At 73.2% G+C, this 13,253-nt stretch carries 10 protein-coding genes; 7 read left to right on the plus strand and 3 right to left on the minus strand.

The genetic code is table 11. The features are described from left to right. Positions 1 to 305 precede the first annotated feature (305 nt). From BLT23_RS23695 to BLT23_RS23715, 5 genes are all read left to right on the plus strand, one after another. Positions 306 to 1,790, plus strand: coding sequence for an alpha/beta hydrolase (locus BLT23_RS23695; protein WP_090052265.1), 1,485 nt, complete (start codon positions 306 to 308; stop codon positions 1,788 to 1,790). A gap of 108 nt (positions 1,791 to 1,898) precedes the next feature. Beyond that, positions 1,899 to 2,993, plus strand: coding sequence for an acyl-CoA dehydrogenase family protein (locus BLT23_RS23700; protein ID WP_090052267.1), 1,095 nt, complete (start codon positions 1,899 to 1,901; stop codon positions 2,991 to 2,993). Next, the gene (locus tag BLT23_RS23705) at positions 2,990 to 3,901 is read left to right on the plus strand and encodes an LLM class F420-dependent oxidoreductase (protein ID WP_090052269.1); all 912 of its coding nucleotides are present in this window, start codon (positions 2,990 to 2,992) and stop codon (positions 3,899 to 3,901) included. The genes BLT23_RS23700 and BLT23_RS23705 overlap by 4 nt, the downstream gene beginning before the upstream one ends. Positions 3,902 to 4,042: 141 nt before the next feature. Further along, entirely contained in the window at positions 4,043 to 5,011 is a 969-nt protein-coding gene (locus BLT23_RS23710) for an ATP-binding cassette domain-containing protein (RefSeq protein ID WP_090052270.1), read from the plus strand. Beyond that, positions 5,008 to 5,781: an ABC transporter permease gene (locus tag BLT23_RS23715; protein WP_090052272.1), complete on the plus strand. Its 774-nt coding sequence runs from the start codon at positions 5,008 to 5,010 to the stop codon at positions 5,779 to 5,781. The genes BLT23_RS23710 and BLT23_RS23715 overlap by 4 nt, the downstream gene beginning before the upstream one ends. 28 nt (positions 5,782 to 5,809) lie before the next feature. On the opposite strand, the gene BLT23_RS23720 is transcribed toward BLT23_RS23715, so the two are convergent. Beyond that, positions 5,810 to 8,842 (minus strand): AfsR/SARP family transcriptional regulator, encoded by a 3,033-nt coding sequence (locus BLT23_RS23720; protein WP_090052275.1) that lies wholly within the window; start codon positions 8,840 to 8,842, stop codon positions 5,810 to 5,812. A 45-nt stretch (positions 8,843 to 8,887) separates the two neighbouring features. Continuing rightward, positions 8,888 to 9,730: an LLM class flavin-dependent oxidoreductase gene (locus tag BLT23_RS23725; protein ID WP_245744119.1), complete on the minus strand. Its 843-nt coding sequence runs from the start codon at positions 9,728 to 9,730 to the stop codon at positions 8,888 to 8,890. Between the two features lie 114 nt (positions 9,731 to 9,844). Between BLT23_RS23725 and BLT23_RS42185 the strand changes: the two genes are divergently transcribed. Continuing rightward, positions 9,845 to 9,970 carry a hypothetical protein gene (locus BLT23_RS42185; protein WP_342713688.1) on the plus strand — a complete coding sequence of 42 codons (126 nt, stop codon included), beginning with the start codon at positions 9,845 to 9,847 and terminating at the stop codon, positions 9,968 to 9,970. A 110-nt stretch (positions 9,971 to 10,080) separates the two neighbouring features. Next, complete coding sequence (locus tag BLT23_RS23730) at positions 10,081 to 12,864, plus strand: AfsR/SARP family transcriptional regulator (protein WP_245744120.1); 2,784 nt, start codon at positions 10,081 to 10,083, stop codon at positions 12,862 to 12,864. Here the strand turns inward: BLT23_RS23730 and BLT23_RS23735 are convergent. Further along, positions 12,833 to 13,252, minus strand: a complete 420-nt coding sequence (locus BLT23_RS23735) for a Calx-beta domain-containing protein (protein WP_090052277.1) — start codon at positions 13,250 to 13,252, stop codon at positions 12,833 to 12,835. The genes BLT23_RS23730 and BLT23_RS23735 overlap by 32 nt on opposite strands. Between the last annotated feature and the right edge of the window lies 1 nt (position 13,253).

Here is a 13,253-nt window from a genome sequence, read left to right on the forward strand (position 1 = left end):
GGAATGCGTTACGAGAATTCCACGATTCCAGTTCAGTTGTAATCGAGGAAAAATGATCCGGTTTCACCTGGTTCTTCATTCCGGTTCGCACGGCCGGGTTGTTTTCCGCCTGCGTCCTGTGGCTCGGCGGGGGCGGCCGATGGGCCGGACGGTCTAACGGATGGGCTGACCAGGTCTTTCCGGATTGCTCTCGGTGTGACGGTGTTCCCCGCTCGTCCGGGTGGTGTTTCGGGCGCGAACGTGATGCAACCTCACCGGCCCGTCACGGCGTGTGTAGATCGACAAGCACACACCTGGGGAGCTTCATGAGATCTCTGTTGTTGACGGCCGCGCTGGTGGTCGGCCTGGCCCCGGCCGCCCTCGCCGCCGGGGAGGCGCGGACGCCCGCGCTGTCGTGGCAGGACTGCCAGGACGGCTTCGAGTGCTCGACCGCGCAGGTCCCGCTCGACCACGACCAGCCGCACGGCGCGAAGATCGACCTCGCGCTGATCCGGCTGCCCGCGACCGACCCCGCGAAGCGGATCGGCTCGCTGTTCGTGAACTTCGGCGGGCCCGGTGCGTCCGGGGTCGACCGGCTGCGGGCGCGCGGCAAGTGGGAGTGGCTGTTCTCGCCGGAGCTGCGGGCGCGGTTCGACGTGGTGTCGTGGGACCAGCGCGGCATCGGCCGTTCCGCCGCCGTGCGCTGCTTCGACAGCCTGGAGGAGCAGGAGGAGTTCCTGGGCTCCATCCCGGTCTACCCGGACACGGCGGCGCAGGAGCCCGCGTTCTACGACAGCTACCGCGAGTTCGTGAGGCGGTGCGAGGAGAAGTCCGGCGACCTGCTGGACCACGTCTCGTCCGCGAACACGGCGCGGGACCTGGACCTGCTGCGCAAGGCGGTCGGTGACCAGAAGCTGACCTACCACGGCATCTCGTACGGCACGCACCTCGGCGCGATCTACGCGAACCTGTTCCCGGACAAGGTCCGCGCGCTCGCGTTCGACGGCGCCCTCGACTTCGTCGGCAACGCGACCGGGCACGGCGACCAGGGCACGACGGTGCCGCTGGACACGCGCCAGGACGTGCCGCGCGGCGTGGCCGAGACGTTCGACCAGTTCCTGCGGCTGTGCGCCGCGCCGGGGGCGAACTGCGCGTTCGCGGGCGGCGACCTGAAGCAGAAGTGGGCCGACCTGGTCGCGAAGGTCACGGCCGCGCCGGTCACCACGCCGGACGGCCGGTTCGACCGCGTCACGTTGGTCAGCACCGTCTGGGACGCGCTCGCGCAGCCGGACACGTGGCAGGACACCGCCCGGATCTTGCAGGGGGTCTGGGAGGCACCGGCCTCGCTGACGGCCTCGTCGACCGGCTACACCGCGAACCGGTTCGAGGCGTTCAACGCGATCCAGTGCTCGGACAGCGACTTCCCGCGCGACCCGGCCGTGTACTCGGCGTTCGGGGCGAGCGAGGACCAGCGCGTCCCGTACTGGGGCCGTGCCGTGGTGTTCGACATGATGGCCTGCGCGTTCTGGCAGGGGCGCGACGACGACCGCTACACCGGTCCGTGGAACCGCTGGACGTCGGCACCGATCCTGTTCGTGAACAGCAGGTTCGACCCGTCGACCCCGTTGCACGGCGCCCGTGACGGCGCCGCGGAGATGGCCCGCACCGGTTTCCTGACAGTGGAGGGCTACGGTCACACGACGATGTACGTGCGCAGCGCCTGCGCCGAGAAGGTGAAGCGGGACTACCTGTTCACCGGTGTCCTGCCCACGCGCAAGACCTGCGGCGTCGACAGCTTGCCGTTCGCCTGACCTGTTCATACCGGTGGAGGCCCTGTCGCGTCCCGGCAGGGCCTCCACCTTGTCCGTCCACCAGCGCTGCGATAAGAAAACCGAACCAGTGCGACACCAGGAGGAACCGTGCTGACTGCCGTGGCCGACCTGGCCGAGGAGGTGGCTCCGGCGACGGAGGCCGGTCGTGCGCTCGCGCCGGAGCTGGTGGCGGCGATCCGCGACGCGGGCCTGTTCCGGCTGGGTGTGCCGGCGGCGCTCGGCGGTCCGCAACGTGCTCCCGGCGAGACGCTGGCCGCCGCCGAGACGATCGCCCGTGCCGACGCCTCCGCCGGGTGGTGCGTCTCGATCGCCGCCACCAGCAGCCTGCTCGGCGCCTACCTGCCCGCCGAGGGCGGCACGGAGGTCTTCGGCGACCCGCGGTCGGTCGCGGTGGGGGTGTGGGCGCCGCGCGGTCGTGGCACCGAGGCCGACGGCGGTGTGGTGCTGTCCGGGCAGTGGCCGTTCTGCTCGGGGATCGGGCACGCGGACTGGCTGTTCGCCGGGTTCGTGGTGTCCGGCGTGATGAAGGTGGCGGCGTTGCCGCGGGCGTCGCTGGAGGTGCTGGACACCTGGCACACCACGGGCCTGCGCGGCACCGGCAGCCACGACGCGGTGGCGCGCGAGGTGTTCGTGCCGTCGCATCGCATCCTGTCCGTGATGGACGGTCCGCTGGACGGCGGTGCCCTGTACCGCTTCCCGATCTTCGGGTTCTTCGCGCTCTCGGTCGCCGCGGCCGCGATGGGCAACGCGTTCGGCGCGCTCGGCGACTTCGTCGAGCTGGCCGGGCGCCGCACCCCGCTCGGCTCACGCCGCACGATGGCGGAACGGACCTCGACGCAGGCGGCGGTCGCCGAGTCGACGGCCTCGTTGCGGGCGGCACGGGCGTACTTCCACGGCGCGGTCGAGGAGGCGTGGGAGGCCGCGCAGGGCGGCGAACCGGTGCCGGTGCAGACGCGGGCGTCGTTGCGGCTGGCCGCGACGCATGCGACCCGCACGGCGCGGGAGGTCGTCTCGAAGCTCTACGACCTGGCCGGCAGCGCCGCGATCTACGACGGCGCCCCGTTGCAGCGCCGGTTCCGCGACGCCCACACGGCGTCCGCGCACTTCCAGATCAACGCGGCGTCGTACGAGCTGGCGGGCAAGGTCCTGCTGGGCGTCGAGGCGCAGACGGGCCAGCTGTGAGCACGGTCGGCGTCGTCACGCCGTTCTGGCTCGACCGCCCGCCGCTGGAGGCGGTCGACATCGCCGTGGCGGCCGACGAAGCCGGGTTCGGCACCCTGTGGATCGGCGAGATGGCGACCTTCGACGCGTTCGCCCTGGCGACCGCGGTGGGCCTGCGGACCTCGCGGATCTCGTTGCGGATCGGGCCGCTCGCGGCAGGCGTCCGCAGCCCGGTCGCACTCGCGCTGGGACTGTCCACAGTGGTCGCGACGACCGGACGGCCCGCGAGCCTCGCGCTCGGCGCGGCCAACCCGCGGATCGTGTCCGGGTGGCACGGGCGCGAGTGGGCACCCGTGCGCAGGACGAGGGAGACGGTCGGGGACACGCGGGCGCTGCTGACCGGCAAGCGGGTGGACGGGTTCCGGTTGCCCGGGCCGTTGCCCGGCACGACGATCTCGGTGGCGGCGTTCGGACCCGCGATGACGCGGGTCGCCGAGGAGGTGGGCGACGAGGTGGTGCTGAACCTGGTGAGCCCCGGCCACGTCACCCGCGGGCGGAAGCCCCGTGCCGTCTGGGTGCCGGCCGCGCTCGACCCCGGTCCCGCGACCCTGCGCCAGCTCCGCGGCCAGCTCGCGGTCTACCTCGCCCCACCCGGTTACGGCGAGATGTTCACCGCTCTGGGGTACGGCGACCTGGTCGAACAGGCCCGTGCGGGCACGCCGCGTGCGCGGCTCGCCGAAGCCGTTCCCGTGGAGCTGGTCGAGGCCGTCGGCGCCATCGGGTCGGTGGACGACGTCGTGCGCCGCGTGCACGAGTACCTCGACGCGGGCGCGAGCCACGTCGGGCTCGTGCCCGCCACCGCGGAGGACCCGGCGGCACGGCGGCTGCTGACGACGCTCGCCCCGTTGCTGACCGGCGACCTGTCGTGATCGACTCCGCCACCCGCGAGCGGCGGTTCCGGGGTGAGTACCGCCCGACGTGACGGCCGCCCTGCCAGCCGCTGACAGCGTCCTGTGCGCGTCCTGCCAGCGCCGGAGCGCATCGTTCGTCCACCAAGGGAGGGACGAACGATGTCAGTGGCGATCAGGGCTCATGGCCTGGTCAAGCACTACGGGGAGACGAAAGCCCTGGACGGGGTCGACCTGGAGGTGCCGGAGGGGAAGGTCGTGGGGGTGCTCGGGCCGAACGGCGCGGGCAAGACCACGGCGGTGCGGGTGCTGGCGACGTTGCTGCGGCCGGACGCGGGACACGCGACCGTACACGGCCACGACGTGGTGAAGAACCCGCGGGCGGTCCGCTCGCTCATCGGGCTGACCGGGCAGTACGCGTCGGTGGACGAGGACCTGTCGGGCACGGAGAACCTGGTGCTGCTCGCCCGGTTGCTGGACCACTCCCGGGCGGGGGCACGGGCGCGCGCCGCCGAGCTGCTGGAGCGGTTCGAGCTCACCGACGCCGCGGGGCGCGCGGCCAAGACGTACTCGGGAGGCATGCGCCGCCGCCTCGACCTCGCGGCCAGCCTGGTCGGCAACCCGTCCGTGCTCTACCTGGACGAGCCGACCACCGGGCTGGACCCGCACGCCCGCAACGAGGTGTGGGCGGTGGTCCGCAGGCTCGTCGCGGACGGCGTCACGGTGCTGCTCACCACCCAGTACCTGGAGGAGGCCGACCAGCTCGCGGACACGATCACGGTGTTCGACCACGGCCGGGTGGTCGCCGAGGGACGGCCCGACGAGCTGAAGCGGCGGATCGGCAGCCAGACGTTGCAGGTGCGGCCGACGTCGGCACGCGACCTCGACGCCGTGCAGCGCATCCTCGCCGACCTCACCGGGAACGCGCCGATGCGCAACGACGACACGGGACTGCTGACGGCACCCGTCGACGACCCGGTGCTGCTGTCGACCCTGGTCCGCAAGCTCGACGACGCCGGGATCACCGCGGACGAGCTGGCGTTGCGCCTGCCGTCCCTCGACGAGGTGTTCCTCGCGTTGACGGGCAAGAGGTCCGAGGCGGACAAGCAGACCGAGGGGAGCGTCGCATGAGCACGATCGCGTTGGACAGGGGCGCGCGGCACGGGCTCACGCTGGCGTGGCGCGGCGTCCTCAAGATCCGCAAGAACCCCGAGCAGCTGGCGGACGTGACGATCGCGCCGATCATCCTGCTGGTGATGTTCACCTACCTGTTCGGCGGTGCGCTCGCCGGGAACACCGACGCCTACCTGCAGACGCTGGTGCCGGGAGTGCTGGTGATGAACATCCTGCAGGCCAGCATGACCGCGGGCGTGCAGCTCAACACCGACGTCTCCAAGGGCGTCTTCGACCGGTTCCGGGCGATGCCGATCGCACGGTCGGCGCCTCTGGTCGGCGCGGTGCTGGCGGACGTCGTGCGGTACGTGGTGTGCGTGGCGGTGCTGCTGCTCGTCGCGACCGTCATGGGCTACCGGGTGCAGACGGGGCCGGTGGAGCTGCTCGTCGCGTGCGGTCTCGCGATCCTGTTCGGACTGTGCTTCTGCTGGGCGGCGGTGTTCATCGGCATGCTGCTCAAGACGCCGCAGGCGGTGCAGGGCATCATGATCGTGCTGATCATGCCCTTGACGTTCGGCAGCAACGTGTTCGTCGGCACCGAGACGATGCCCGGCTGGCTGCGGGCGTGGGCGGACGTCAGCCCGGTGAGCCTGCTGTCCGACGCGCTGCGCGGGCTGATGAACGGCGGCGCCATCGCCGGGCCGCTCGCCGGTTCGCTGGTGTGGATGGCCGCGGCGGTCGCGGTGTTCTTCCCGCTCGCGACGTGGGCCTACCGCAAGCGCGTGTGACCTCGCGGGTCCCCGGACGGGGCGGGCGTCAGTCGACGCCCGCCTCGGCCCGCACCTCGCGCAGCGCCTCGGTCTTGGTGATCGTCAGGGGTTCCGGCTCGCCGTGGGTGTCGACCAGCCGCCGCACGTCCGGGTCGCCGAGGTCGAGGCGGCCCCGGATGACCTGCGCCAGGGCGAGCAGGCGTCGTGCGGCGTCCGGGCGGCCCTCGGCGTCGCGGACGACGGCCAGCAGCTCGGTGACGCCCGCCAGGTCGGGCATGTCGGCGCGGTCCGACGTCGTCGTGATGGCGGTCGCGGTGAACGCCGCCGCGTCGCCGAACCGGCCGCCGACGAGGGCGACGCGGGCGTCGAGGGTGGCCGCCCACTCCTCGGCGAACGAGCTGAGCAGCGACGACATGGTGGCCCGCCGCCGGAACGCCTCGCTGAGCGCCCGCGCCTGCTCGACCTTGCCCGCCCGCAGCAGCACCTCGGCCTTCGCGTAGTCGAGCAGCGCGGACAGCTGGTCGTTGCCGCCGCTGCGGGCGAAGTCCTCGGCGCCGGCGATCTCCCGCTCGGCCGCCTCGTGGTCGCCCATCCGGGCGTACTCGACCGCGAGCCGCCACCGCTGCTGCACGACGTCGTCCTGCGAACGCAGCTCCATCGCCACCGCCAGGCCGCGCCGGTACAGCTCGATCGCCGCCTGGTGGTCGCCGGTCTGCGAGACGAACGCGGCCTTCATGCCGAGCGTCATCGCCGACCCCCACCGGTCGCCGACCGCCGTGAACCGGTCGTACGCCCGGTCCCTGGCCCGTTCGGCACCCTCCAGGTCGCCCTCGTCGGCGAGGATGAAGCTCATCGCCCACTCCGCGCCCGCCCGCGCCCACGGGTCGGCGCTCTCCTGCGCCCGCCGGACCTCACGCCGCGCCAGCTCGGTGTTCTGGCCGAGGAACGCGAGCATCGGCAGCGCGATGGACAGCGACGGGTACTTCTCGACGGCGCCGGAGGCGACACAGCTCTCGATGACGGCCGTGACCTCGTCCCCGTCCGTCACGCCCGGCACCGCGGCCATGATCAGCTGCATCGCCCGGAACGTGGCGCGGAAGTCCGCCGGGAGCAGGTCGCCCAGTTCGAGCAGGTCGCGCACCGAGCTCTCGGCGCGCTCGTTGTCGCCCTTCACGAGCCAGTACCAGAACGTGCCGCCGAGCAGGTCCGCCGCCAGCTCCACCTCGCGGTCGTCGATGGCCCCGCGCAACGCGGCCAGCACGTTGTCCTGCTCCGCCTCGTAGACCTCGATCGCCTCCAGCTGCCGGGCGGTGCGGATGAGCGGCTCCCACCGCGCGGTCAGGTCGCGGTAGTAGCGCCGGAACCGGGCCACGACCTCCCGCCGCTCGCCGGACGCCGTCAGCTGCTCGTCCGCGTAGACCCTGATGGTCTCCAGCATCCGGTACCGCGGCTCGCCGTCGATCTCGACCGTGTCCACTATGGACTTCTCGACCAGGGACGTGAGCACGTACAACGGGTCCGGCAGGCACACCGCCTCGACCGCGGCGAGGTCCGCGCCCGCGGGGAACACCGCGAACCGGCGTGCCAGCAGCAGCTCCTCCTCGGTGAGCAGGTCCCAGCTCCACTCCACGACCGCGCGCAGCGTCCGCTGCCGGGGCAGCGCCGTGCGGCTGCCCGAGGTGAGCAGCCGGAACCTGTCGTCGAGGCGCTGGGTGATCTGCCGGACCGTCATCGACCGCAGCCGCGCGGCGGCGAGCTCCAGGGCGAGCGGCATGCCGTCGAGGCGGCGGCAGATCTGCCGCACGTCGTCCGCGGTCGACTCGTCGAGCCGGAACCCCGGCCTCACCGCGCCCGCCCGGTCGAGGAAGAGCCGCACCGAGCCGAACCCCGTCACGTCGGTCTGGCCGTTGGGCACCGCGAGCGGGCCGACCTGGCACAGCGTCTCGCCGTCGACCGCGAGCGGTTCCCTGCTGGTGGCGAGGACGCGCAGGTTCGGGACCCTCCGCAGCAGCTCGGTGGCGAACTCGGCGGCCGCGCCGACCAGGTGCTCGCAGTTGTCCAGCACCAGCAACGACTCCCCGGCGCCGAGCACCTCGGCGATGCGGGCCATGCCCTCGCCCGTGCGCCGCAGCGGGTCGCCGGTGAAGGTCAGCTCGAACGCGCCGATCACGGCACCGGCCAGGTCCTCGGGCGCACGCACACCCGCCAGCGCCGCGAACCACACGCGGCCCCTGCCGTGCAACGGGTGCCGTGCCGCGACCTCGGTCGCGAGACGCGTCTTGCCCGCGCCACCCGGCCCGACCAGCGTCACGAGCCGAGCCCGGCCGAGCGTGGCCGCGATGTCCGCCAGCTCGTCGTCCCGCCCGACGAAACTGGTGAGCCGCATGGGCAACCGGTCGACGACGGGCCGTGGCCCCAGCTCCCCGCGCACGGCCGCGAGGTGGACGTCCCGCAGCTCCCGGGACGGGTCGACGCCCAGCTCCTCGGCGAGCCTCTCGCGCACCTCGGCGTAGACGCGCAACGCGTCGGACTGCCTGCCCTGCGCGCACAACGCCCGCATCAGCAGCCCGGCCAGCCGCTCACGCAGCGGGTGCTTCTCGTACATGGCGGTCAGCGCGGCGACGTCCGGCTCGCCGCTCGCGAACCTGCTCTCCTGCGCCGAGAGCCTCGCCTCCTCCAGGCGGGCGGCGGCGGCCGCGGCGAACGGCGCCTCCCGCACGTCGGCGAGCGCCTCCCCGCGCCACAGGCCGAGCGCCTCGTCCAGCCGCCCGGCGGCGCGCAGCCGGTCGAACCGGAAGACGTCGACGTCCTCGGCCGCGACGCCGAGCCGGTAACCACCCGGCTCCAGCGTCACGGGACAGACCTTGCGCAGCCGCGACACGAGCGACTGCAACGCGTTCGAGGCGTCCGCGGGCGGCTGCTCACCCCACAGGTCGTCGACGAGCGTGCCGGTCGGCACGGGACGGCCGGGGTCGAGCGCGAGCCGGGCCAGCAGCATGCGGACGCGGGCCCCACCGACGTCGACCGGTGTGCCGTCCTCCGCCTCCACCGAGGTCGGCCCGAGCAGTTCCACGCGCACGTGTCGAGTTTCCCAGATCCCGGGAGCCGGTCTCGCGGGAACCGGTCAGGCGGGCCGCCAGCCCAGCTCCGGTCCGAGCTTCGTCGCCAGGTCGGTGAGGATCTGGACGTAGTCCTCGTGCTCGAAGCTGAACGGCAGCGCGAACGCCACCTCGTCGACCTCCCGGAACGCGAGCTGCGCGTACAGCTGCTCGGCGATCTCGCCGGACGTGCCGATGATGTCGCGGGCGAACATCATCCGCCGCGGCCCGATCGGCGACGCGGTGCGCGGCGTGCGCTTGTCTACGTAGTCCTGGTACTTCGCCCGCTGCTCCGGCGTCGCGGAGTCGGTCGGGATGACGACGAGCCCCTGGGAGACGCGGCCACCGCCGACCTCGCGGAACGCCCGGACGTGCGCCAGCTGGTTCTCGGCGAAGTCCTCCGACCCCTCGGCCGTGACGACGTTGCTGGTCAGGAAGTTCATGCCGTGCGCGCCGGCCCAGGTGGCCGACCGCAGGCTCGCGCCGCCGTACCACATCCGGTCGCGCAGACCGGCGGCGTGCGGCTGGACCCGGTCCGACCACACCTCGATGCCCTCGACGCCGCTGAAGCCGGTGACCTTCTCGCCCGCGACGAAGCCGAGCAGCCGCTGGACGCGGTCGTAGCCGAAGTTCTCGGCGTCGGCGGTCTCCGGGTACAGCGCCCCCTTGACCTCGTCCCAGTGCATCGGCGGGCCGACGCTGACACCGGGGTTCAGCCGGCCGCCGGACAGCACGTCGACCGTGGCGAGGTCCTCGGCGAGGCGCAGCGGGTTCTCCCAGCCGAGCGGGATGACGGCCGTGCCGAGCGCGATCCGGCTGGTCCGCTGGCTGGCGCGTCCTGCGCACCGGGCTCGACGACATCGCGGCACGCCACTCGCTGGTGACCGATGTGCGCGGGCGCGGGCTCTTGGTGGCTTGGAGATCGCGGACGAGTCGCTCAGCGCGCGCCGATCACCCGCCGGTGCCTGGAGCTGGGCCTGCACATGAACATCGTGCGGATGCCGGGGATGGGCGGGGTCTTCCGGATCGCCCCGCAGCTGGCGGCGTCGGAGGAGGAACTGGAGCTCGGGCTGGGCCTCCTGGACGAGGCGATCGGCGCGGTGGGGTAGAGGTCGGCGCGTTCCCCGGCTCGTTTCCCGGCGCGGCCAGACCGAATTGCCGGTTCTGTCCCACGATCAGCGCTGCCACCGGCGAAATGCCCGCGTTAACGTACCGTCATGTGCGGGACACAGCTGGTGAGGTGAGGATCCTCGGTCTTGTCGAGGTGCGGGGACCGCACGGCCGGGCGGTGCTGACCGGCACCCGGCAGCGCAGCATCGTCGCCGTGCTCGCCCTCCGGGCGGGCACACCGGTTTCGGTCGATCGCCTCGTCGACGTGCTGTGGGGCGAGAACCCGCCGCGCACGGCGGTGCGCTCCCTGCACAGCCACGTCGCGCGGGTGCGCCAGGCGCTCGCGAACTGCGGGCTGCCCGGCGCGCTGCGCACCGAACCCGGCGGGTACCGGCTCGACGCGGCCGTCGACGCGCAGACGTTCGACCGGACCCGGGACCTCGGACTGTGGCGCGGCGAGCCGCTGACCGGCACGGAACTGTTCGGGTGGGGCCTCGCGGAGGTCGACCGGCTGCGCGAGCAGCACGTCGCCGCGCTGGAGGCGTTCTGGGGCGAGCGGCTCGACCGGCCGGACGCCGTCGAGGAGCTGGAGCGGCTGGTGGCGGCCCACCCGGCCAGGGAACGTCTGGTCGGCCTGCTGATGAAGGCTCTGCACCTCGGCGGTCGGCACGCCGAGGCGCTGGCGGTGTTCCGCAGGCTGCGGAGCAGGCTCGCCGACGAGCTCGGGACCGACCCCGGCCCCGACCTCGTCGCCCTGCACACCGCCATCCTGCGCCGCGACCCCTCCCTCTACAGCGCACGACCCGCGCAGCTCCCCGCCCGCGCCGGGCACTTCACCGGCCGCGCCGCCGAGTTCGCCGCCCTCGCTGACCTCCCGCCGATCGTCGTCGTCTCCGGCATCGCCGGGGTCGGCAAGACGACGTTCGCCGTCGAACTGGCCCGCCGCGTCGCGGACCGCTTCCCGGACGGGCAGGTGTTCCTCGACCTGCAGCGCCTCACCCCCGAGCAGGCGTTGACGGAGGTCCTGCACAGCCTCGGCGTCCCAGCGGACCGGGTGCCCGCGGACGCCGCCGCGCTGTACCGGACACTGCTGCACGGCAAGCGGATGCTGATCCTGCTCGACGACGTGCGCCGAGCGCGGGACGTGCTGCCGCTCGTGCCCGGTGACCAGGGCAACCTGCTGCTCGTCACGAGCCGCGACACGCTGTCGGCGCTCGGCACACGCCACGCCGTGCACACCGTGGGGCTCGGTCTGCTGTCCGAGTCCGAGTCACGCGACCTGCTGGCGGGCATCCTCGGCGAGGACCGCGTGCGGGCGGAGCCGGGCGCGGCGGCCGAGCTCGTCGTCCGCTGCGGGCGGCTGCCCCTGGCGCTGCGCATCGCCGCCGCCCGGCTCACGGTGCGGCCCGGCAGGCGGATCGCCGACCTGGTGCGCGAGCTGACCCGCAACGACCCGCTCGACGTGCTGTCGGTGGACGGCGACGACCGCACGATCCGCACCGTGTTCGCGAGCGCGCACCGCACGCTGAGCCCGCAGGCGGCCCGGCTCTTCCGGGTCCTGGGCGAGCACCCCGGCGCGAGCTTTCCCGCCGACTTCGCCGACGCGCTCGGACCGGGCCTCGACGAACTCGTCGCGTCACACCTGGTCGAGGAGGTGGGCGGCGGCCGGTACGGCCTGCACGACCTGATCCGGTTGTTCGCCCGGCAGAGCGGCGACATCGGCGACGGCGTGCGGCGGCTGCTCGACCGGTACCTCACCGTCGCGCACGCGGCGGGACAGGTGCTCAACCCGCGCCACGACCTCGTCACGCGACAGGGCTCCGACGACCTCCCGTTCGGCGCGGACCGGGCGGAGGTGCTCACCTACCTCGACACCGAACGCGACAACTTCCTGCGCGTGATCCTGCTCGCCGCCCGCGCGGGGCAGCACCGGGAGACGTGGCAGCTCGCCTACCTGCTGACGGGCTACTTCGAGGCGCGCGGCAACTGGGCGGCGCGCGTCGAGCAGTGCGAGCTCGCCGTCCAGGCCGCCCGCGCGCTCGGCGACCGGCGGGCGGAGGCGGAGATGCTGCGCGGCCAGGGCATCGCGCTCCAGATGACATCCCGCATCCCCGAGGCGATGGTCGTGCAACGTCAGGCGCTCGCCCTGGTGCGCGCGGCGGGCGACCCGCGCGGGGAGGCGCGGCTGCACAACAACATCGGCAACGCGCACTCCGAGCTGCGGGAGTTCCACCTGGCCCTGGAGTCCTACCGCGCGGCGACAGACGTCCACACCGCCGCGGGCGACGAGGTCGGCGCGGCGCTCGCCCGCCGCAACCTCGGCTACACCTACGTCCGGATGGGCCGCCCGGAACTCGCGACCGAACCACTGTCCGCGGCGCTCGCGACCTTCCGGGCCCGGCGCAACCAGCGGCTGGAGGCGGCGACGCTCATGACACTCGGCAACGCGTCGCGGCGGCTCGGCGACCTCGGACCGGCGCTGCGCGACTTCGGGGACGCCCTGCGGATCAGCCGGGAGATCGCCGACCACCGCTTCGAGGCGGACGCCCTGACCGGCCTCGGTCTCACCCAGCTCGCGCTCGGCGACCCGGCCGCGGCGAGGGACGGCCTCACCGCCGCGCTCGAGGTGTGCGAGGCGCTCGGTGACGTGCACCGGCAGGCGGTGATCCTGCTGCACCTGGCGGAGGCGGCGCTGACGCTTGGCGACCTGACCGGCACCCGCGCCCGCCTGGAGGCAGCGCTCGCGGCCAGGACCCAGGCACCCGACGAGTTCGAGCTGGCGGGGGTCCACCGCACGCTGGCCGACCTGGAAGGCCGGTGCGGGCGGTGGACCGCGGCGGCCCGCCACCTGGCTCAGGCGATCACGCTCTTCCTCTCGTGCCGCCGATCGTGAACACCGCGATCCGCTTGCCCACCACGCCGTTCCTCACCGAGGTGATCTCCAGGGTGAACCTCTTCTGCTCCCCGGTCACTCGCAGGACCCGGTAGGGCACACCAGCCTCCCCCGTGCCCGCCCTGATCGTCACCGCCGCGCGGGGCTCGGCCAGGTAGTCCTGGCCCAGCTTCGCGGTGCCGTCCACGAACCGGTAGGTCACCTCGACGTTCTCGTCCGCCTCGCCGTCGCGTGCCCGCAGCGTGGCGGTGTAGGAGTCCGCCTTCTCGTGCACCGGCCCGTCGTGCGCGTCCACGACGTCCGGGCAGTCGGGCGGCTCGCATTCCGTCCCGGCGTAGGCCGGCGCGACTCCGAGCACGAGCAGCAACAACACCATGATGGTCTTCATC

Origin of the sequence: Lentzea fradiae, assembly GCF_900100955.1 — a bacterium.
In the GTDB taxonomy this organism is placed as follows: domain Bacteria; phylum Actinomycetota; class Actinomycetes; order Mycobacteriales; family Pseudonocardiaceae; genus Lentzea; species Lentzea fradiae.